The organism is Massilia consociata (genome assembly GCF_042432755.1).
Taxonomy (GTDB): domain Bacteria; phylum Pseudomonadota; class Gammaproteobacteria; order Burkholderiales; family Burkholderiaceae_D; genus Telluria; species Telluria consociata.
In genome coordinates this window covers 36,059-56,647 of record NZ_JBHLWP010000019.1, presented here as the reverse complement: position 1 = coordinate 56,647, position 20,589 = coordinate 36,059, and the positions used below count along the sequence as shown (strand labels likewise).

The 20,589-nt window shown below is 67.1% G+C and carries 15 protein-coding genes; 4 read left to right on the top strand and 11 right to left on the bottom strand.

What is annotated here, in order from left to right; all coding sequences use genetic code 11:
• Window positions 1–6: 6 nt before the first annotated feature.
• Window positions 7–1,470 carry an APC family permease gene (locus tag ACFFJK_RS19725; protein ID WP_379681392.1) on the bottom strand — a complete coding sequence of 488 codons (1,464 nt, stop codon included), beginning with the start codon at window positions 1,468–1,470 and terminating at the stop codon, window positions 7–9.
• A gap of 257 nt (window positions 1,471–1,727) precedes the next feature.
• On the opposite strand from ACFFJK_RS19725, the gene ACFFJK_RS19720 reads away from it, so the two are divergent.
• The gene (locus tag ACFFJK_RS19720) at window positions 1,728–2,918 is read left to right on the top strand and encodes a globin domain-containing protein (protein ID WP_379681391.1); all 1,191 of its coding nucleotides are present in this window, start codon (window positions 1,728–1,730) and stop codon (window positions 2,916–2,918) included.
• Between the two features lie 19 nt (window positions 2,919–2,937).
• Here ACFFJK_RS19720 and ACFFJK_RS19715 read toward each other — a convergent pair whose 3' ends face one another.
• The 10 genes from ACFFJK_RS19715 to ACFFJK_RS19670 all read right to left on the bottom strand — a co-directional run bounded on the left by ACFFJK_RS19715 (window position 2,938) and on the right by ACFFJK_RS19670 (window position 18,682).
• Window positions 2,938–3,807 (bottom strand): head GIN domain-containing protein, encoded by an 870-nt coding sequence (locus ACFFJK_RS19715; protein WP_379681390.1) that lies wholly within the window; start codon window positions 3,805–3,807, stop codon window positions 2,938–2,940.
• A 106-nt stretch (window positions 3,808–3,913) separates the two neighbouring features.
• Entirely contained in the window at window positions 3,914–5,026 is a 1,113-nt protein-coding gene (locus ACFFJK_RS19710) for an NADH:flavin oxidoreductase/NADH oxidase (RefSeq protein ID WP_379681389.1), read from the bottom strand.
• 185 nt (window positions 5,027–5,211) lie between these two features.
• A complete protein-coding gene (locus tag ACFFJK_RS19705) occupies window positions 5,212–6,228 on the bottom strand; it encodes a succinylglutamate desuccinylase (protein WP_379681388.1) in 1,017 nt (338 codons plus the stop codon).
• A gap of 3 nt (window positions 6,229–6,231) precedes the next feature.
• Window positions 6,232–10,941: an NAD-glutamate dehydrogenase domain-containing protein gene (locus ACFFJK_RS19700; RefSeq protein ID WP_379681387.1), complete on the bottom strand. Its 4,710-nt coding sequence runs from the start codon at window positions 10,939–10,941 to the stop codon at window positions 6,232–6,234.
• A 196-nt stretch (window positions 10,942–11,137) separates the two neighbouring features.
• Window positions 11,138–12,481 carry an N-succinylarginine dihydrolase gene (astB, locus tag ACFFJK_RS19695; RefSeq protein ID WP_379681386.1) on the bottom strand — a complete coding sequence of 448 codons (1,344 nt, stop codon included), beginning with the start codon at window positions 12,479–12,481 and terminating at the stop codon, window positions 11,138–11,140.
• Window positions 12,482–12,497: 16 nt separating this feature from the next.
• Entirely contained in the window at window positions 12,498–13,979 is a 1,482-nt protein-coding gene (gene astD, locus ACFFJK_RS19690; RefSeq protein WP_379681385.1) for a succinylglutamate-semialdehyde dehydrogenase, read from the bottom strand.
• Window positions 13,972–15,018 (bottom strand): arginine N-succinyltransferase, encoded by a 1,047-nt coding sequence (gene astA / locus ACFFJK_RS19685; protein WP_379681384.1) that lies wholly within the window; start codon window positions 15,016–15,018, stop codon window positions 13,972–13,974. Before astA (ACFFJK_RS19685) ends, astD begins: the two co-directional genes overlap by 8 nt.
• Window positions 15,019–15,029: 11 nt before the next feature.
• Entirely contained in the window at window positions 15,030–16,067 is a 1,038-nt protein-coding gene (gene astA / locus ACFFJK_RS19680) for an arginine N-succinyltransferase (protein WP_379681383.1), read from the bottom strand.
• A 98-nt stretch (window positions 16,068–16,165) separates the two neighbouring features.
• Window positions 16,166–17,407: an acetylornithine/succinyldiaminopimelate transaminase gene (locus ACFFJK_RS19675; RefSeq protein WP_379681381.1), complete on the bottom strand. Its 1,242-nt coding sequence runs from the start codon at window positions 17,405–17,407 to the stop codon at window positions 16,166–16,168.
• A 333-nt stretch (window positions 17,408–17,740) separates the two neighbouring features.
• A complete protein-coding gene (locus ACFFJK_RS19670; protein ID WP_379681380.1) occupies window positions 17,741–18,682 on the bottom strand; it encodes a GlxA family transcriptional regulator in 942 nt (313 codons plus the stop codon).
• A 198-nt stretch (window positions 18,683–18,880) separates the two neighbouring features.
• Here ACFFJK_RS19670 and ACFFJK_RS19665 point away from each other — a divergent pair, with 198 nt between their 5' ends.
• The 3 genes from ACFFJK_RS19665 (at window position 18,881) to ACFFJK_RS19655 (ending at window position 20,499) form a co-directional block, all read left to right on the top strand.
• Window positions 18,881–19,303, top strand: a complete 423-nt coding sequence (locus ACFFJK_RS19665; RefSeq protein WP_379681379.1) for a MarR family winged helix-turn-helix transcriptional regulator — start codon at window positions 18,881–18,883, stop codon at window positions 19,301–19,303.
• Window positions 19,300–19,581, top strand: coding sequence for a hypothetical protein (locus tag ACFFJK_RS19660; RefSeq protein WP_379681378.1), 282 nt, complete (start codon window positions 19,300–19,302; stop codon window positions 19,579–19,581). Before ACFFJK_RS19665 ends, ACFFJK_RS19660 begins: the two co-directional genes overlap by 4 nt.
• An 84-nt stretch (window positions 19,582–19,665) precedes the next feature.
• Window positions 19,666–20,499 carry an HDOD domain-containing protein gene (locus ACFFJK_RS19655; RefSeq protein WP_379681377.1) on the top strand — a complete coding sequence of 278 codons (834 nt, stop codon included), beginning with the start codon at window positions 19,666–19,668 and terminating at the stop codon, window positions 20,497–20,499.
• Window positions 20,500–20,589 lie beyond the last annotated feature (90 nt).

The window sequence follows — 20,589 nt, the reverse complement described above, 5'->3', positions numbered from 1 at the left end:
CCCGGATCAGTTCGTCTTGTTCAGGCGGCTGTGGCGCACGCTGTACAGGAAATAAGTCGCCACCGCCACCCCGATCCAGATGAAGAAGACGCGGAAGGTGGCCGGCGACAGGTCCTTCATGATGTACAGGCAGGCCAGCACCGACAGGCCCGGGATCAGGTAGGGGCCGAACGGCACGCGGAAGGCGCCTGGCTCGCCCGGGCCCTGCTTGGCGCGGATCACCGGCACCGCGATCGAGACCACCATGAAGGCGGTCAGGGTACCCATGCTCACCATGTCCCACAGGAAGGTCGCGTCGACCAGGCCGGCGACGGTGCCGACCACGATGCAGACGATGACGGTATTGCTGACCGGGGCCAGGGTGCGCTTGTTCACCTTCTGGAAGGTCTTCGGGATCAGGCCGTCGCGGCTGATGGCATACAGGATGCGCGTCTGGCCGTAGATCGTCACCAGGGTTACCGAGAACACCGAGACCACGGCGCCGGCCGACAGCACCAGCGCCGGCCAGGTCTGGCCGGTGACGTTTTGCAGGATCACCGACAGGCCGGCTTCCTGTCCTGCGAACATGTGGGCCGGCTGCGCGCCCATCGCGGCAAAGGCCACCATCAGGTAGAACACGGTGACGATCAGGAGCGCGGTCAGGATCCCGATCGGCACGTTGCGGCGCGGGTTGTTGACTTCCTCGCCGGCGGTGGCGATGGTGTCAAGGCCGATGAACGAGAAGAACACGGTGCCGGCGGCCGCGGTCACGCCGGCCATGCCCGCGTAGCCGGTGGTGGTGTCGGTATTGAAGAAGGGCGTGAAGTTGTCGGCGTCGAAACCGGTGAAGGCGATCACCGCGAAGAACACCAGGATCGCCAGCTTGACCAGCACCATGACGGCATTGGCGGTCGCCGATTCCTTGGTGCCGCGCACCAGCAGGATGCAGCACATGGCCACCAGCAGCATCGGCGGCAGGTTGAAGTTGCCCGGGTTGAAGTGGACATTATGGTGGTCCGACACGAACATCGGCGAGCGCAGGTGCGCCGGGATTTCCCAGCCGAAGGCATTCACCAGGAAGTTGTTCAGGTAGTCGGACCAGCCGATCGCCACCGCACTGCCCGCCAGGCCGTATTCCAGCAGCAGGCAGGCGGCCACGATGAAGGCGGCGAACTCGCCGACGGTCGCATAGGCGAACGAATACGAGGAGCCCGCGGCCGGCACCCTGCCCGCCAGCTCGGCGTAGCACAGCGCGGTCAGGCCGGCGGTGAGGGCGGCCAGCAGGAAGGACAGGATCACGGCCGGACCGGCCTTCGGCACCGCCTCGACCATCGTGAAGAAGATGCCGGTGCCGATCGTGGCGCCGACGCCGATCATCGTCAGCGGGAACAGGCCCAGCGAGCGTTGCAGGCCGCCACCGGAAGCTTCGCCATCGTGATGGCGTTCTGCCGTTTTGGTACGGATCAGCTTTTGGCCCAGGGTCAGATTCACGGCATGTCCTTTGGTGACGCGGCCTGTCGCGGCGCGGGGTCTCGAGGGTGGCGGCTTGATAAACCGCTCATCAAAACCTGCGATTATAGGGGTTTTGTGTACGACCAATAAAATTGTTTACTTAAAGATTCATTTGAACAGCATCTTTTGCTAGAATGGTCCGGCCCGCACTGCTTTGCCATGCCAGTCCGGACACTTTTTTGGCGCTAAACATGCATCAATTTTGCATCAATTGATGCATCAACAAGGAAACCATCATGATCTCGACCGCCTCCCGCCCGTATATCGACGCATCCGTTCCCGTGCTGCGCGAGCATGGCCTGGCCATCACCACCACCTTCTACCGCAGCATGCTCGATGCACACCCGGAGTTGAAGAACCTGTTCAACATGGGCAACCAAGCCAGCGGCGCGCAGCAGCAATCGCTGGCCTCGGCGGTGTTCGCGTACGCCGCCAACATCGGCAATGCGGCGGCGCTCGGCCCGGTCGTGAGCCGCATCGTGCACAAGCACGCCTCGGTCGGCATCCGTGCCGACCACTACCCGATCGTCGGCCACCACCTGCTGGCTGCAATCAAGACGGTGTTGGGCGACGCGGCCACCGAGCCGCTGCTCAAGGCCTGGGAAGAGGCCTACACCTCGCTGGCGCGCCTGTTGATCGATGCGGAAGCGAAGATGTACGAGGAAGCCGGCGTGCAGCCGGGCGAAACCCGGGCGATGCGCGTGACGGAGGTGGTGCGCGAGAGCGACAACGTGATCTCGATCCGGCTCATTCCGCTCGATGGCGGCCCGCTGCCGCCGTTCAGGGCCGGCCAGTATGTCAGCGTGGCGCTGGCGTTCGTGGACGGCCGCCGCCAACTTCGCCAGTACAGCCTGTCGGACGCGAACGGCAAAGGCAGCATGCGCATCTCGGTCAAGCGCGAGGACGGCAAGAGCCCGCTGCCGGCAGGCGAGGTGTCGACCTGGCTGCACAACAACGTGAATGTCGACGACATCCTGCAGGTGAGCCACCCGTTCGGCGACTTCCTGCCCGATACCGAGTCGGATGCGCCGGTGGTGCTGCTGTCGGCCGGCATCGGTATCACGCCGATGATTGCGGCGCTGAACCGCATCGCGCAGGTCAACCCGGAGCGCCGCGTGATTTTCGCCCATGCGGCGCGCGATGCGGCGCACTACGCCCACCAGGCCGACATCGCGGCGGCAAAGGCCTGCATGCCGCACCTGCACTTGGTGACCTTTTATGAAAATGGTGACGCGCAGGACGCCCTGCCGGGCAGGATGGACCTGGCGCGCCTGCCGTCGTGGCCGCGCGGCGAGACCGACGTCTACCTGTGCGGACCGCTGCCCTTCATGCAGGCGCAGTGGAACGCCCTGCTCGCAGCGGGCGTGCCGCGCGAGCGCCTGCACCGCGAAGTGTTCGGCCCGGACCTGCTGGACAACCTGCTGTAAGCCCCGCCCACCCTACGAATCAATCCAGCAGATGCACGCCGTTGCCGCTGATGCTGCGCTGGGCCGGGTGCCCATACACCCGGATCCCGCCCGAGCCGCCGCCGTGCGCCACCAGCGACTGCTTCACGGTCGCGCGGATGCCGCCCGAGCCCGTCGAGGCCAGGTCGGCGTCCTGCGTCGACAGGCTGGCCAGGTCGACGCTGCCGGAACCGGCCACGCGGGCATTGAGCGAACGCACCTTGCCTCCCGCCTGCAGCACGCCCGATCCATTCACCTCCACGCGCGCGTAGTCGCCCTGGATCTCGCCGACGTTCATGCGTCCCGAGCCGCTCAGGCTCAGGTCCGCGCTGGCGCTGCGCAGCTCGCCGGCATCGACGATCCCGGAGCCGCTGACGCGGGCGTTCAGGCTGTCGACCTTGCCGGCCAGGCGCACCTGCCCTGAACCGCTCTTGCGCACGTCGAGCGGCGCGCCGTTCAGGCCGTGCACGATGACCTGGCCGGAACCGGAGGCGCGCACTTCGGACAGGCGCGGCACCGTGTAGATGACCCGCATCGGCGTCTTGCTGCGCAGGTGGCGATCGAGGGAAACCTGCAGCGTGTTGCCGCGGCCTTCGGTCCGGACCAGCGGCAGCAGATTGCTGTCGGCTTCGACCACCAGCGACGGCGATTGGCCCACGCGCACCTCGACCAGCATCGAACCGCCCACCTCCAGCGCGTTGTAGGCGGCAACCGTGCGCTGGTCGCGCGCGGCCACGCCGTTGCCGTCCACCGCGCTGTCGCTGAACACCGTGCGCATGCGCACGTCGCCGTCGTTCGGCGACACGATGATGGCGCAGCCGCCGAGGGTGGCGATGGCGGCGAGGGCAAGCAGGGTAACTGGGAGGCGCATGACGGGCATTCCTTTGCATGGTTATTAACTTCTGCCACTCTAACAACCAGCTCGCCCTGCCGCACGCCGCATGCGACAGGTTGCAGAAATCAGGGCCTGAACCGCCTCAACCGGCGCGCATGCTGCCGAACAGCTCCTTGTATTGGCGCGGCTGCGAACGCCAGTACTGCGGCGGCGCGAACACCTGGTCGCCCAGCTCCGCCGCCGCGTGCCAGGGCCAGCGCGGGTCGTACAGCATGGCGCGCGCCAGCCCGATCATGTCGGCCTGGCCCTGCTGCAGGATGGATTCTGCCTGCTTCGCTTCGGTGATCAGGCCCACGCCGATGGTCGGCATGGCGGTCTCGCGTTTGATGCGTTCCGCAAAATCGATCTGGTAGCCCGGCCCCACCGGAATCGTTTGCAGCGGCGACAGGCCGCCGGTGGAAACGTGGATGAAGTCGCACCCGCGTTCTTTCAGTGCATGGGCCAAGCGCACGCTCTGTTCGAGGTCCCAGCCGCCTTCGACCCAGTCGGTGGCCGAGATGCGCATGCCGACCGCCATTTCTTGCGGCACCGAGGCGCGCACGGCCTCGAAAATCTCGAGCGGAAAGCGCATGCGGTTCTCGAGCGAGCCGCCATAATCGTCGTCGCGCGTGTTCGACAGCGGCGACAGGAACTGGTGCATCAGGTAGCCGTGGGCGCCGTGCAGCTCGATGGCGTCCAGCCCGAGCGCATGGGCGCGGCGGGCGGCATCCACGAACCCGCCGCGGATACGCGCCAGTCCTTCGGTATCGAGCGCCAGCGGCGGCGCCTCGCCCTCGGCGTGCGCCAGGGCGGACGGTGCGACGGTCTGCCAGCCGCATGGCTGACCCGGTGCGATCTGGGCCCCGCCGTCCCACGGCACGTCGGTCGAGGCCTTGCGGCCGGCGTGGGCCAGCTGCACGGCGATCTTGATGGGCGAGTAGCGGCGCATGGCGCGGATGACCGGTTGCAGGGCGTCCGCATGGTCGTCGCTCCACAGGCCCAGGTCGGCGTAGGAAATGCGGCCTTCGGGCGTGACCGCCGTGGCCTCGATGATGAGCAGGCCGGCGCCGGACAGGGCCAGGTTGCCGAGGTGAATCGTGTGCCAGTCGGTGGGCAGGCCGTCGACGGCCGAATACTGGCACATCGGGGCGATGGCGATACGGTTGGAGAGTTGCAAGGGTCCCAGTGTGACTGGGGAAAAAAGCATGCTGTTCATGCGGCCTCCGCTTCAAAGCAAAGGCGTCAGTCTAGCTCGGTGAGATTTTTGGTGCTGCGACGTTGCTTGGATGCCTTGGATTCCCGCCTTCGCGGGAATGACGGTCTTAAGCTTGGTGGCAAAGTGTTGACTTTGTCAGTTTGGAACCGTCGCTCCCGCGAAGGCGGGAGCCTCATCTTGCCTGGTCAGCCGATCCGCACAACCATCAAGCCCGCGCGCAAGCCAACCCGCACATCCGGATTCGGAAACACCACCATCTCTTCCTCATGCTCCACGGTATACACCGTGTCGCCATCGGTCGCGATGATGTCGCCCTTCTTCATGGGCGTGAAGTTCCAGGTCTCGCGCCCCACCGACATGGTAAAGGCATCCGACAGCTTGATCACCTGCCTGGCGGTCGCGAACACGTGCGGCGCCGTCCTGGCCGGCACGTCCGGCTGGCCGCGCAGCAGGCGGTCCAGCGCGGCGGAGGCATCGGCGAACTGCGACAGGTCGTTCCGCCCCAGCGTCCCCACCCGCCCCAGCTCCACGGTGCTTCCCGCGGCGCCATGGTGCTCGCTCGAATAGTAGCTGTAGGTGCCGACCGATTTCGGGTTCATGATGACGGCCCCGATGGCCGCCTGTCCCAGCCAGTCGATCAGCTTCCTGCGTGGCTCGTCCGCGATCAGTTCCGGCACGATCGCGAACATCGGGTAGTGGGAGGGACGGATCGCGGTATGCAGGTCCAGGTGCCAGCGCACCGGCCCCGCATCCTTGAAGAAGTCCACCGTGGCGGCGATGAGGGCATCGGCGCGCGCCGCTTCCGCGGTGCCGGCCAGCGCACCGCGCTCTGGACGGAACATGCGGTTCAGATCGGCGTCGATGAAACGCTTGCCCGCCGCAATCGCGTCGATGTTCCCGACGCAGACCATCAAGTCCACCGCCAGCTCGCGCGGCGTGCGCGACAGGGCCTCGATGACCCAGGCCAGCATTTCGATCGGCCCGGTCTCGTCGCCGTGCACGCCCACCGATACCAGCACGGCAGGCCGCGCGGCATCGGCGCCGGCCGACTTCACGGTCAGGATGCCGGGAGCCGGCAGCGCGACGTCGAAGCCGGCGCTCGAAAAGCGCTGCGCGACCGTGCCGAAATCCGCTTCGGCCAGGGCGCGCACCGCTTCCGGCAGCGCAGGATTGACGTTCTCGTCCATCGGGGCTGCGCTCATGCCTTACGCAGCCAGGCGGTCCGGGTTCGAACCTTCCGACAGCGACCAGACGTCCAGCATTGCCTGTTCGAGGTCGGTGGCTTGCGTGAAGCCGCTCAGGCCGCGCTCGCGGGTGACGGCATCGACGGCAGCCAGCGGGTCGCCACCCTGGCCGGCACGCTCGATCACCTGCAGCAGCAGGCGCTGCTGGGTGCGGCGCAATGCCTGCATCGCGTAGTTGCGCAGCTGTTCCTGCGACTTGCTCTGCGCCGGCAGCTTCAGGCCGCGTTCGAGCGTGTCGATGCCGGACTGCTGGCGCAGCGCCATGCCGACCTGCAGGAACTGGGCCAGGCTCATGCCACCCGGACGCTGCACCGAGACCGCCGCGAACAGGAAGGTGGCCAGCGACTCGAGGGTCTCGACCGCCTTCCAGGCCGCGGTGAACGATGCCGGCAGGCCGCTGTGGCCATCCGCTTCCATACGGGCCGGGCTCAAGCCGCGCAGCTGGTCGGCCTGGCCGAACAGCGAGGACAGCTCGGCCATGCCGTCGGCGCCGCTTGGCAGCGACAGCACGCCTTCGATCACGGCGCGCATCAGGCCGCGGGTGCGGGCGTCGACCGCCATCGAGACGTCACGCGGCACCTTCAATGCATCGGCGTCGAGCGCGTCGAACACCGGCGCCAGGTGCAGCGCCGACCAGGCGCGTGCCCATGCCTTGACCACTTCGGTTTCGTCGACGCGGTGTTCGGCAGCCAGGTCGCGCAACATCAGCGGGCCGCAGCGGTTGACCGCTTCATTGGCCAGCACGGTCGCCAGGATGGCATTGGCCAGCGGGTGGTTCAGCGGGTTGCGGGTGGCCACCAGCTGCGCCGGGAAATACGGGCGCAGCAGCGACTCGGCCCACGATTCCTCGACCAGCGGCAATGCCAGCAGGGTGCGCTTGAAACGGTTCTTGACGTTGGCGACGACCACCGCCAGTTCCGGTGCGGTCAAGCCCAGACCCAGCGCCTTGCGGCGGGCCAGCTCGGCATCGGTCGGCAGCTGTTCCAGTTCGCGCGAGACGGCGCCTTCCGACTCCAGGTTCGTGATCAATGCGGCGTAGCCGTCCACGCTAGATGCGGTGGCCTGGGCCTGCGCTTCGCGGGTCAGCAGGTGGGTCTGCTGCATGTTGTCGCGCAGGACCAGCTTCTCGACGTCGCCGGTCATCTCGAACAGGATGCGGTTACGGTCGGCTTCCGACAGCTGGCCGGCGCTGACTTCGGTATCGAGCCAGATCTTGATGTTGACTTCGTGGTCCGAGCAGTCCACGCCGGCCGAGTTGTCGATCGCATCGGTGAAGATGCGGCCGCCATTCAGGGCGAACTCGATACGGCCGGCCTGGGTCGCGCCCAGGTTGCCGCCTTCGGCCACCACCTTGCAGCGCATTTCGTTGCCGTTGACGCGGATGCGGTCGTTGGCGCGATCCTTCACCTGGGCGTGGGTTTCGTTCGACGACTTGATGTAGGTACCGATGCCGCCGTTGTAGAACAGGTCCACCGGCGCCAGCAGGATGCGGTGCATCAGCTCTTCGGGCGCCAGCGAGGTCTCTTCGATGTCCAGCACGGCGCGCACCTGCGGGGTCAGCTCGATCGAGCGCGCGGTACGCGGGTACACGCCGCCGCCGGCCGAGATCAGGTTCTTGTCGTAGTCCTCCCACGACGAGCGCGGCAGCGCGAACATGCGCTGGCGTTCCTTGAACGAGACTTCGACGTCCGGCGCCGGGTCGAGGAAGATGTGGCGGTGGTCGAATGCGGCCACCAGCTTCAGTTGGCGCGACAGCAGCACGCCGTTGCCGAACACGTCACCCGACATGTCGCCCACGCCGACCATGGTCACCGGGGTGGTGTTCATGTCGTGGCCCAGTTCGTAGAAGTGGCGCTTGACGGCCTCGAAGGCGCCCTTGGCGGTGATGCCCATCTTCTTGTGGTCATAGCCGTTCGAGCCGCCCGAGGCGAACGCGTCGCCCAGCCAGAAGCCGCGCTGGACGGCGATGCTGTTGGCGATGTCCGAGAAGGTCGCGGTGCCCTTGTCGGCGGCCACCACCAGGTACGGGTCGTCGTGGTCGTGGCGCACGGTGTTCTCCGGCGGGACGATGGCGCCCTGCACGCGGTTGTCGGTCACTTCCAGCAGGCTGGAGATGAACATGCGGTAGCATGCCTCGCCTTCGGCCGCCATCACGTCACGCGGCGCGTCCTTCGGCATCTGCTTGCACACGAAGCCGCCCTTCGAGCCGGCCGGCACGATGACGGCGTTCTTGACCATCTGCGCCTTCACCAGGCCCAGCACTTCGGTGCGGTAGTCTTCCATGCGGTCCGACCAGCGCAGGCCGCCGCGGGCGACCGGGCCGCCGCGCAGGTGCACGCCTTCGAAGCGGCGCGAGAACACGTAGATCTCGCGGTACGGACGCGGCTCCGGAGCCAGCGCCAGGTTGCTGGTGTCGACCTTGAAGATGATCTTCTCGCCGCTGTTCTGGAAGTAGTTGGTGCGCACGGTGGCCAGGGTCAGGTCCACCAGGGCGGCCATGATCTCTTCGGTGTCGGCGTGGTTCACGCTTGACAAGCCGGCTTTCAGGGCGGCCAGCTTGGCGGTGCCGGCGGCACGCTCGGACTCGCCCAGCTTCGGATCGAAGCGCATCAGGAAGCCGGTGACGAACTCCTTCACCAGGGCCGGCTGGGTGCGCAGGGTTTCGGCCATGTAGCGCACCGAGAACTTGGAGCCGAGCTGGCGCCAGTAGCTGATGTAGGCGCGCACCAGCTGCACTTCGCGCAGCGACAGGCCGCCTTCGATGGTCAGGCCGTTCATGCGGCCGTCTTCGGCTTCGTTGTTGAACAGCGCGGTGAACAGCTCTTCGGCCACCGGGATGATGCCCGGCTTGACCAGCTTGGCGCCGCTCTCGTCGTCCACCGCCAGCGCGGTGACGTTGTGGCGCACGCCGTCGGCGGTCGTGATCGACCAGGTCTGCTCGCGGTCGACCGCGATGCCGGCATTCTGCAGGGCCGGCAGGATGCGCGACAGCGACGGCACGGTCTCGCCCGAGTACAGGCGGATCGAGGCGTCGATGCCGTTGGCATCGTCGCCCGGCTCGACGCGTACGCTGACGTGGCCGGTCTGGCCGTTCTTCAGCACGGCCTGCAGGTCGCGGAAGGCGGTTTCCGGCGCGGTATTGGTGACAAAACCGACCGGCAGGTTCGCGCCCAGCTTGCGCAGGGCGCTGCGCAGGGCGTGGTCCTCGATCGTGTTGGTCGCGGCGGCGAAGCGGTCATGCCAGCCGTCCAGCACCGCCAGCAGCGGCTGCTGGATGTCGGTCTCCAAGTCGAGCGGGTAGCGGGCGGCGTGGGCGATCAGGTACACGCGGGCCAGCGGGCCGTCGGCCACCAGCGTGTGCACGCGCACGTCGCGCGCGCCCGAGCTGTCCTTCAGGGCCGATGCCAGGCTGGCGGCCACGGCGGCGCTGTAGCGCTCGCGCGGCAGGTAGACCAGCACGTTCAGGTGGCGCGCATACACGTCGCGGCGCGCGAAGACCTTCGGGCGCGGCTGCTTGTACAGCGACACGACCGAGCTGCACACCTGGGCCAGCCATTCCGGATCGGCTTCCAGCGCTTCGGTGCGCGGGAGCGACTCCAGGATCTCGACGAACTTCTCGGCGCGGAAGCCTTCCTGGCGCACGCCGGCGATCGACAGCACCTTGGCGACGCGGCCGCGCGCGAACGGCAGGCGCGCCAGCGGGGTCGCGGTGGCGGCGCGGGTGAACAGGCCGACGAAGCAGTGCTCGCCGAGGATCTTGCCTTGGGCATCGGTGTTGCGCACGCCGATGAAGTCGAGCGGCTGGTCGCGGTGCAGGGTGCCCTCGACGTCGGCCTTCACGATCGACAGGGTGTCGGCGCGGCGCGACAGGGTTTCGAAGTCGCCCGGGATGTTGGCCAGGCAGGTGCCGTAGACCGGATGCGCGGTGTCGGCAAGCACGCCGATGCGGCTCGGGATGTCGCGTTCGAGTTCACGCACGCCTTCCTTCACCACGTAATAGGCATAGCCGAAGGGCTCGAAGCCTTCGTTCTTGGCCCAGTCGAGGAAGGCGGCCACTTCCTGGCCTTCGGCGGTGCCGGCGTTCGAAGCGGCTGCCGCGACTTCGGTCATGCGGTCGGCCATCCTGACGGCGTCGCGCTTGACGACGGCGGCGTCGTTGGCGACCATGCGGATGCGCGCGGTCAGCGCGTCGAGTTCGCCGAATTCGAGCTCGTCGCTCATCAGGATGAGCACGATCGATTCCAGCGGGGCGCCGGTTTCGCCGACGGCGGTGGCCAGGCCATTGGCATCACGGCGCACGGCCAGCACGGCGTTCATCACGCCGGAGGCGGTCTGGCGCTCCTTGCGCAGGGCCATGACGAAGGAATCGACCAGGTAAGGCATGTCGTCGTTCAGGATCAGCAGTGCGGTCGCCATGCCGCCGCGGCCGTCGGAATACTTCATCTGCGCGATCTGGCAGCCGGGGCCGGAGCGCTGGACCAGCTGCGAGAAGCCTTCCCACAGCACCGGCGCCAGGCTCTCGGGCGCGGTGCCGGCCAGGTCTTCGTCATCGAGCGATCCGAGCCACGCGCTGATCAGCGCGCCCACCTGGGCGTTGGCGCCGGCGGCGGCGTGGTTTGCGTTGACCAGCGCGAGCGTCTGGTTGCGCAAATCGTGAGGCATGTCTTTCATGTTGCTTCTCCAAAGTTTGTGTGCGGGGCGCGCTGCGGCTTGTGGCTTCGCGCCGCCCTGCTCTTATATGGATGGGGGTGTCCCATCCGAATTCCTTACGCGCGTTTTGCAAAGTGCCGCGGGCGCGTCGATCCGCTATTAGAACATGCCGCACAGGCCCGGTCACGCCGTCGCGTGCGGCCTTGCGGCGCGTGTTTTACGACAGGTCGTACAGCCCGGGCAGGCCGAGGATGCGTTCCAGTTCCTCGAGGCTGGCTGCGCACTCGATCGCCAGCTGCGGGTCGGCCAGGTCCTTCGGCTCGACGCGGTCGCGGTAGTATTTTTCGACCCAGGCGACCAGCTGCGCATACAGGGTTTCGGTCATGATCACGCCCTGGTGCATGTCGCGCGCTTCGTCGTCGGTCAGGGCCACGCGCAGGCGCAGGCAGGCCGGTCCGCCGCCGTTGCGCATGCTCTGGCGCAGGTCGAATTCGATCAGTTCGTCGATCGGGCCGCCGCCTTCGACCAGGCCGGCGAGATAGCGCGACACCGCCTCGTTCTCGCGGCATTCGTGCGGCACCACCAGCGCCATGCGGCCGTCCGGCTTGGTGAGCAGCTGGCTGTTGAACAGGTAGCTGGCCACGGCGTCGCCGACCGGCACCTGCCTGGTATCCACGCGCACCGGCACCAGGTCGGTGTCGGCGTTGCCCAGCGCGCTGCGCAGCGCGCCGAGGGTGGCGGCTTCGTCGAAGAAGGCCTGCTCGTGGTAGAACAGCACGTTACCGTTGCCGACCGCGATCACGTCGTTGTGGAACACGCCCTGGTCGATCACGTCCGGATTCTGCGCGGCGAACACGGTGCGCGCCGGGTCCAGCCCGTGCAGGCGTGCGACCGCCTGCGAGGCTTCCAGGGTCTGGCGCGCCGGGTACTTCTTCGGGCACGGCGCGGATGGGTCGAACTCGACACGGCCGTACACGAAGAACTCCACGCCCGCGGCGCCGTGGGCGCTGGCAAGACGCGTGTGGTTGGCGGCGCCCTCGTCGCCGAAGGCCGGCACCGGCGGCAGCGCGTCATGCACGACGAAGCGGTTGCTGTCCTTGAAGATTGCGCGCAGCGTGCGCGTGGCCTGCACGTGCTCTTCCGAACGGTGCAGCTTGTTGTTCAGGTTGGCGGCCGTGAAGTGCACGCGGCCGTCCTGCGTGTCGCTCGATGGGCTGACGGTGGCGGCGTTGGCGGTCCACATCGGCGCCGCCGAATAGGCGCAGGCCAGGATCACCGGCGCTTCGCGCCAGGCGCGGGCCAGGACGTCGGCGTCGGTGCCGGAAAAGCCGATGCGGCGCAGCAGGCGGAAGTTCGGGCGCGCCTGCGGCGGCATCACGGCCTGGGCGAAGCCGCGCGCGGCCAGCGCGCGCATCTTGGCCAGGCCCTGCAGGGCAGCCTGGCGCGGATTGGAGGCGCTCCGCACGTTGCTGAACGAGGCGACGTTGCCGAACGAGAGGCCGGCATAGTTGTGCGACGGGCCGACCAGGCCGTCGAAGTTGAATTCGCGAGCTGTACGCATAGTTTAAAAAGTCAAGCTAGAAGGAAAGGCCGGGCGACAGCTTGGCCGGCATTTCGAGTTCGGCCGTCTCGATCGAGGCGACCGGGTAGGCGCAGTAGTCCGCCGCGTAGTAGGCGCTCGGGCGGTGGTTGCCCGATTTGCCGACGCCGCCGAACGGGGCCGAGCTGGCCGCGCCGGTGGTCGGGCGGTTCCAGTTCACGATGCCGGCACGGGCGCGCACCGCGAAGCGCTTCCACAGCTCCTCGGACGGCGACAGCAGCGCGGCGGCCAGGCCGAATTCGGTACCGTTGGCAACGCGCAGGGCTTCATCGAAATCCTTGACGCGGATTACCTGCAGCAGCGGGCCGAACCACTCTTCGTCCGGGATGCCTTGCGCATCGGTGGTGTCGACGATGCCGGCGGTGACGAAACCGGCGTCAGGATCGGGCTGGGTCATCTGCAGCAGCACCTTGCCGCCCTTGGCGGCCATGTCGGCCTGCGCCTGCACCAGGCGTGCGGCCACCGCGCTCGATACCACCGGCCCCATGAAGGGCTGCGGCTCGGCGTTCGACGGACCCACCTGCAGGGTCGAGGCGATTTTTACCAGCCGGTCAAGAAATGCCTGGCCTTGCGCGTTGTCCTGGATGATCAGGCGGCGCGCACAGGTGCAGCGCTGGCCGGCCGAAATGAAGGCCGACATCACGGTGTGGTGCACGGCCGCGTCGATGTCCTTCGGATCGTCGCTCAGGTCCCACACCACGAGCGGGTTGTTGCCGCCCATTTCCAGCGCCAGCATCTTGCCCGGCTGGCCGCCGAACTGCCTGTGCAGGGCGGCGCCGGTCTGGCTGCTGCCGGTGAACAGGATGCCGTCGATGTCCGGCTGCTGGCCCAGCGCCACGCCGGTATCGCGGCCGCCGTTGACCAGGTTCAGCACGCCCTTCGGCAGGCCGGCCTGCTCCCACAACTGCACGGTCTTGACCGCGGTGCGCGGCGCGTACTCGCTCGGCTTGAAGACCACGGTGTTGCCCGCGATCAGGGCCGGCACGATGTGACCGTTCGGCAGGTGGCCCGGGAAGTTGTAGGGACCGTAGACGGCGAACACGCCGTGCGGACGGTGGCGCAGCACGGCGTTGCCGTCGGCCACTTTGCTTCCGGTCTCGCCGGTGCGTGCGTTGTAGGCCTGGACCGAGATGTCGATCTTGTTGGCCATCGTTGTCACTTCCGTGCGCGCTTCCCACAGCGGCTTGCCGACTTCCTCGGCGATGATGGAGGCCAGTTCTTCGGCATGCTCCTTGAGCAGGTCGCGAAAACGCGTGCAGATGGCGATGCGCTCGGCGAGCGGCGTGAGCGCCCAGGCTTCGAATTGCGCGCGTGCGGCGCGGACTGCGCGCTGCACATCATCAAGGGTGGAAGCGTTGCTGGTCCAGGTCTGGCGGCCGGTCGACGGGTCGATGGTGACCAGTTCCGGGCCGCTGCCGGCGAGCCACTCGCCGTTGATGTAATTCGAGAGATTAGGCATGCGCGTTCTTCCTTACATTGAGTGGCAGCGTGCGCACCTCGTCGCCGGCCTGCACGTGCAGTTGCGACAGCTCCTGGGCGCTGAGTGCGACGCGGTTGGCGCCGGGGACGGCGCGGGTGAGGATCATGCGGAAATCGGCCAGCCTGGTGTTCGACACCAGCAGGTGATCGGTCTCGCCTTCGGGCACGCTCCCGGACGCACGTTCTTCGGCGACCGCCAGCACGCTGTCGCGCACGGCGCGCAGCTCGGACACGCGGCCCTGCAGCACCGGGCCGGCGTCGAAGATGTCGACGTAGCCTTCGTAGTGCATGCCTTCGTTTTCCAGCAGCTTGCGCGCCGGCAGGGTCGAAGTGTGGACCTTGCCGATGACCTCGCGCGCCGATTCCGGCAGGTAGTCCACGTACAGCGGCTGGCGCGGCATCAGTTCGGCGATGAAGGATTTCTTGCCGATCGCGGTCAGGCCGTCGACGTGGTCGAAGTCCATCTTGAAGAAGTGGCGGCCCAGGCCCTCATAGAAAGGCGAGACGCCGTTCTCGTCCTGGAAGCCGCGCATCTCGGCGATGATCTTCTCGGTGAACAGGTGCTGGAACTGGGCGATGAACAGGAAGCGGCTTTTCGAGAGCCACTTGCCGTTGAAGCCGGCGCGGTACTGCGGCAGCAGGAACAGCGAGCACAGTTCGGACGAGCCGGTGAGGTCGTTCGACAGGTACAGCGTATCCATCCGCGTGAACACGTTCAGTTCGCGGCTGCTGTGCACCAGGGTGCCGATGCGGTAGTTGTAGAAGGGCTCGGTGAGGCCGACCGCGCCCTTGATGGCGCATACGCCGGCGATGCTTCCGTCCTGGGTGTGCTCGAGCACGAACATGTAGTCGCGCTCCTCGGGCGGGATGGTCTCGTTGAACGAGGCGACCGCCGTGGCGACGCGGTCGCCCAGCATCTTGCGGTCCGGCTTGAGGGTGGTCATGCCGCTGCCGGCCTGGCGCGCCATCTCGATCAGGGCGTCCAGGTCGGTGGTTTGTACTGCACGGATAACGAGCATGGAGTCCTCTCTCAGATGCGCACGCAGGTGACGCTGTCACCCGGGGATACGCCCAGCGCCTGCTGGGCCTCGCGCGGCAGGCAGATCACCTGGCTGGCGTCGGCCGGCGGGCAGGCCGCGATCACGGCGCGGAAATTCTGTTCGGCGCTGGCCACCATGTAGTTGACCGGTTCATCTGCGCCCGGGCTGCCGGCGGCGCGGCCGGCGCTCTCCACCTGGCGCACATGTGAGCCGCAGAACGAACGCAGCGAATTCTTGTGCGCCTGCAGGATCGGGCCGCCGTCGAAGATGTCGATGTACTCGTCGGCCTCGAAGCCCTCCTGCGTGAGCAGGTTGAACGCGAGCTGGCCGCTCGGGTGGATCTGGCCGAGGGCGGCCTGGGCGTCGCCCGGCAGGAGCGGCACGTAGACCGGATAGTGCGGCATCAGCTCGACGATCAGGGTGCGGTTGCGGGCGCCGTCGATGACGCGCTCGGCGTCGAGGAAGTCCATCTTGAAGAACTTGCGGCCCAGCGCATTCCAGAACGGCGACTGGCCGTCGCTGTCCGTGACGCCGGCCAGCGGCACGAAGAAGCGGTCGCCGAAGCGGTGCGGCGCCTGCACGGCGTACAGCAGGCGCGCGCGCGACAGCAGCGCGGCCTCGACGCCGGCGCTGTCGCGGTTGCGGATGTAGAAGCCCGACAGGTGCGAATACGCCGTCAGTTCGGAGCACAGCGTCAGCGCGTGCACGCTGTGGCTGATATTCAGGTCGCGCGAGACCTGCTGGATCACGTCGTTGCGAAACGCGAAATAGGTGCCGTTCGAGCCGGCCGACGCGTGGATGGCCGAGGTGCCGACCACCTCGCGCGTGCGCAGGTCTTCCAGCACGAACTGGTACGACTCCTCGCTCGGGATATCGACGTGGGCCGCGAACGAGGCGATGGAGCGCTCCACCGCCGCGACGATGGTTTCGCGCGTGCGCGGCAGCGTGTGCACGCCGGGAATCGTCACCGCGGCCATGGCCTCGAGGGCGCCGATGTCCGCGCGTTCTACCGGACGAACTACATACATGCGAACTCCTGGTAAGAGATCAACTCAAAGTGATCAGCTTCGGCAGCGCGGACAACCGCACCCGCAAAAAGGTGGGCCGTCCGGATGCAAGCCTTGGATCAGCCGGCGATGAAGGCCTCGACGGCGTCGCGCATCAGGCGGTCCGCTTCCGCGATGTGCTCGTCCGACACCACCAGGGCCGGCGCCAGGCGCACCACGTCCGGGCCGGCGATCAGCAGCATCAGGCCCAGCTTCTCGGCGGCCTTGGTGTAGTCCTTGGCGCGGCCCTTGAAGTCGCCCGTCATCGGCAGGCCGATGAGCAGGCCCATGCCGCGCGGCTTGCCGAACACCTGCGGGTAGTCGTCCGACAGCTTCTCGAGGTTGGCGAAAATCCTGGCGCTGGCTTGCTTGACGCGCGCCAGGAAGGCCGGGTCGTTGATGGTCTCGACGACTTTCAGGCCGACGGTGCCGGCCAGCGGGTTGCCGCCGTAGGTGGTGCCGTGCGAGCCGACGCCGAAGTGCTCGGCGATGGCGTGGGTGGTCAGCATGGCGCCGATCGGATAGCCGTTGCCCAGCGCCTTGGCCGAGGTCAGGATGTCCGGGGTCACCCCCATCTGCTCGTAGGCGTAGAAGGTGCCGGTGCGGCCCACGCCCGACTGCACTTCGTCGAACACCAGCAGCGCGCCGGTCTGGTCGCACAGTTCACGCAGCGCGGCGAGGAAGTCCGGGTTGCCCGGGATGACGCCGCCCTCGCCCTGGATAGGTTCGACGATCACGGCGGCGACATCGTCGGTGATCGCGGCGCGCGCGGCCTCGATGTCGTTGTACGGGATGTGGCTCAGTTCCTGCGGCAGCGGCTCGAAGCCTTCGGTGTACTTCGGCTGGCCGCCGACCGACACGGTGAACAGGGTGCGGCCATGGAAGGACGACAGGCAGGACACGATGCGCGACTTGTGCGGGCCGAACTTGGTATGCGCGTATTTACGGGCGAGCTTCAGGGCCGCCTCGTTGGCTTCGGCGCCCGAGTTGCAGAAGAAGGCACGGTCGGCGAAGGTGGCCTCGGTCAGGGCCATGCCCAGGCGCAGCACCGGCTCGTTGGTGTAGCCGTTGCCGAGGTGCCAGAGGGTGTTGATCTGCTGCGTCAGGGCCTCGACCAGGGCCGGGTTGGCGTGGCCGAGGCTCGAGACGGCGATGCCCGAGGTGAAGTCGAGGTAACGCTTGCCTTCCTGGTCCCACACTTCCAGGCCCGCCGCGCGCACCGGCACCATCGCGGCCGGGGCATAGGTCGGGACGAGGACTTCGTCGAAGGTCTGCCGAGTGACAGGCCGCGTGGTGACACCCGAATCAAGCTTTGCGTTCATGGCTTCTTCCTCATCATTCAAAGACGGTTTGCGTACGGACGGATTGCCGCACTGGACCAAGCCATTATAGAAACGCTGTGTGACAAGTTCTTGCAGAACTGCGACAGGGATTTTCGTTTTTAGTCGGAGAAATATTGCGGGAAAGCCAACAACCTCCGCGACGTCGTTCCGGCAAAGACCGGAACCCCATTTTCTGTGCTTACAGGTACTGCTTGCTTCTCACTGTGCGCTGGAATGGGATCCCGGCCTGCGCCGGGATGAGGACTCAACGGTTGGCAGGGAAAGCCCGAGACAGTGGTGTGCCGGCAGAAAATACGACACGGTGGCCGCGCCTCACTGCCCCAGCTTCCTCTGCCTTTCCTCCCGTGGCGTGTTTCCGAACAGTGCCCCGAACGCCGTCGAAAAGTGCGAGCCCGACGAGAACCCGCACATCAGTCCCACCTGCACGATCGAATAATTAGTTTCCAACAACAGTTTGCGGGCGCGCTGCAGGCGCAGTTCGAGGTAGTAGCGCGACGGCAGGCTGCCGAGGTACTGCTTGAACAGGCGCTCGAGCTGGCGGCGCGAGATGCCGGCCAGCTGCGCGATCTCGTCGGTCGAGAGCGGCTCTTCGATATTCGCTTCCATCAGCGCCACCGCCTCGGTCAGTTTCGGCTGCAGGGTGCCGAACCTGGCCTGCAGCGCCACCCGCTGGCGCTCGTCCTTGCCGCGCACCCGGTCCACGCACAGGATTTCCTTGACCTGGGCCTGCACCGCCGCGCCGAACAGCATCTCGACCAGGGTCAGGGCGAAATCGATGCTGGCCGCGCCGCCGCAGCAGGTCAGGCGGTTGCCGTCGACCTCGTACAGGTTGGGCGTGAACAGGGCCTGCTCCGCCAGCGCATTCGTGTCGGGATAAAGCGCCCAGGGCAGCGCCGTGCGCACGCCGTGCAGCGCGCCGGCGTCGGCCAGCCACAGCACCCCGGCGCCGACCCCGCCCCAGAACGGCGCGGCGCGGCAGCGCTCGACCAGGGCGCGGCAGTTGGCGGGCTTCAGGGCCGCTTCGGCCTCGTCGGCCACCAGCAGCACTAGGTGCCAGTGGCGGGCGGCATCGGCTGCGAACTTGTCGGGACTACGCACGTCCACGTGCAGCAATTCGGGGCCCACGAGCTTGGCCGCCAGGCGCAGCGGCTGGGCCAGGCCGGACCAGGTCAGCATGTCCGGTGCGCCCGCGTTCACCAGCAGCACGCGCAGCGGGCGTTCCTGTGCCAGCAGGGACAGGTCAGCAGGCTGCATCGGGAAGGATCGGCAGGATCATCGGGGACGGGCGGGGCGGCCGGTGGTCAACATCGTCCGCTATCATACAAGAGTTCAACAGTAACGGAGCCGATGTGCCGGGACCGCCGCCGGGATCGGGCAAAGTGCCGGCAGCGGCTATAATCTCGCCCCATGGGGGAACGATATTTAAAGAGCGTCCGGCTGCTGGCCGAGTGCATGCAGGGATTCGAGCGTTTTTCCGGCGAATCGGTGCGCCAGCACGGGCTGACGCATGCGCAGTTCGATATCATTGCCACGCTGGGCAATACGTCCGGCATGAGCTACAAGGAACTGGGCGAGCGCACCCTGATCACCAAGGGCACGCTCACCGGCGTCATCGAACGGTTGGAACAGAAGGGCCTCGTGGTGCGCGAACGCAGTAGCGACGACAAACGCTCGTTCTTCGTGCGGCTCACTGCCGCCGGCGAAGGCGTGTTCGAAGATGTGTTCCCGAAGGTCGTGGCGCATGGCAAGCAGCTGTTTGCCGGCTACAGCAACGCCGACTTCGAGGCCCTCGATGGCGCCCTGCGCCTGCTGCGCGACCGCATCGCCGCCGGCGGACTCCCCCCTCACCCTCCACAGACAAAGGAATTGCCTTGAAAACATCCCTGATCGAAGGCAAAAAGCCTGCCCATTTCGACAAGCACATCATCGGTAACCTGCTGCTCGACGTGGCCCCCCTGGCCGAAGTCCAGGAAGAGCCGATGCTGATCGGCGTACGCAACGACGCGGGCGAGATCTACCGCATGATCGGGGCCAGCACGCTCAACAGCTTCATGAACGCCGTCGAGGAACTCTACGACCTGGGCCTGGAAGACGAATTGCAGGACACCGAAGAGCAGAAGGAAGGTTGCGACGCCATCTTCAGCGAACCCTGAGCAGCACCGGCCGGGCGCGTGATCGAATAATACCCTGGAGCAATTCTTACCAGCCCGGCCGGGCAATGGGGGTATAATTTTTCGATGGACCGACTCTCCGCCCTCAAGAGCATCGCCGCCCAGGCCGGCCGCGGCGAACTCAGTTTCCCCACGAACGTCGATGCGACGCTCAAGCTGCAGCGCGCACTGAACGAACCCGACTGCCACACCGACATGGCGGCGCGCCTGGTGCAGGCCGAACCGCTGCTGGCCGCGCGCACGGTGGCGATCGCCAACTCGGTCGCCTACAACCGCGCCGGCCATGACGTCACCAACGTGCGCGCCGCCGTCCAGCGCGTGGGCTTTCGCACGCTCGGCGCCCTGGCCGCGTCCGTGATCGTGCGCCAGCTGGCGAGCGAAATCACCGACCCCGGCCTGCGCGCCAAGGCCGACCAGCTGTGGATCCACTCGGCCCACGTGGCGGCGCTGGCCCAGGTGATCGCGCGCCGTGTCTCTTTCGTCGATCCGGAAACCGCACTGTTCGCCGGCATCGTGCACGAAGTGGGCGGCTTCTACCTGCTGTCGCGCGCCGAGGAATTCCCCGGCCTGGTGGACGACTGCGCCGACGAATGGATCGAGCACGGCGAAGTGGCGATCGGCCGCGGCGTGCTGCTCAAGCTCGGCGTGCCGGTGCCCGTGATGGGGGCGATCGAAGCGCTGTGGAACGGCATGCGCGCGCTGCCGCCGGAAACCCTGGGCGACACCCTGCTGCTGGCCAAGGACCTGGCGCCCTTCCCGTCGCCGCTGCATGCGCGCCCGGGCGCCACCACGCCGGAGAGTGCGGCCACCATCGACTTCACGGTGGGCCAGGGCACGCTGGCGCAGGTCCTCGCCGAATCGGGCGAGGAAGTGAAGAGCCTGACCGCGGCGCTTCTGTAGCAGCCAAAAAAATGCCCGCTCGGGGAGCGGGCAAAGTCCAAAACTAGGGATGTCCTGAAAGAGACGGTTCCACTATAGGTCCCGCACCAG

Bases quoted from the DNA above. Each gene is read 5' to 3' on its own strand.
- ACFFJK_RS19720 (WP_379681391.1), top strand. From the start codon at position 1,728: ATGATCTCGACCGCCTCCCGCCCGTATATCGACGCATCCGTTCCCGTG.
- ACFFJK_RS19715 (WP_379681390.1), bottom strand. From the start codon at position 3,807: ATGCGCCTCCCAGTTACCCTGCTTGCCCTCGCCGCCATCGCCACCCTC.
- ACFFJK_RS19710 (WP_379681389.1), bottom strand. From the start codon at position 5,026: ATGAACAGCATGCTTTTTTCCCCAGTCACACTGGGACCCTTGCAACTC.
- ACFFJK_RS19705 (WP_379681388.1), bottom strand. From the start codon at position 6,228: ATGAGCGCAGCCCCGATGGACGAGAACGTCAATCCTGCGCTGCCGGAA.
- ACFFJK_RS19700 (WP_379681387.1), bottom strand. From the start codon at position 10,941: ATGAAAGACATGCCTCACGATTTGCGCAACCAGACGCTCGCGCTGGTC.
- astB (WP_379681386.1), bottom strand. From the start codon at position 12,481: ATGCGTACAGCTCGCGAATTCAACTTCGACGGCCTGGTCGGCCCGTCG.
- astD (WP_379681385.1), bottom strand. From the start codon at position 13,979: ATGCCTAATCTCTCGAATTACATCAACGGCGAGTGGCTCGCCGGCAGC.
- astA (WP_379681384.1), bottom strand. From the start codon at position 15,018: ATGCTCGTTATCCGTGCAGTACAAACCACCGACCTGGACGCCCTGATC.
- astA (WP_379681383.1), bottom strand. From the start codon at position 16,067: ATGTATGTAGTTCGTCCGGTAGAACGCGCGGACATCGGCGCCCTCGAG.
- ACFFJK_RS19675 (WP_379681381.1), bottom strand. From the start codon at position 17,407: ATGAACGCAAAGCTTGATTCGGGTGTCACCACGCGGCCTGTCACTCGG.
- ACFFJK_RS19670 (WP_379681380.1), bottom strand. From the start codon at position 18,682: ATGCAGCCTGCTGACCTGTCCCTGCTGGCACAGGAACGCCCGCTGCGC.
- ACFFJK_RS19665 (WP_379681379.1), top strand. From the start codon at position 18,881: ATGCAGGGATTCGAGCGTTTTTCCGGCGAATCGGTGCGCCAGCACGGG.
- ACFFJK_RS19655 (WP_379681377.1), top strand. From the start codon at position 19,666: ATGGACCGACTCTCCGCCCTCAAGAGCATCGCCGCCCAGGCCGGCCGC.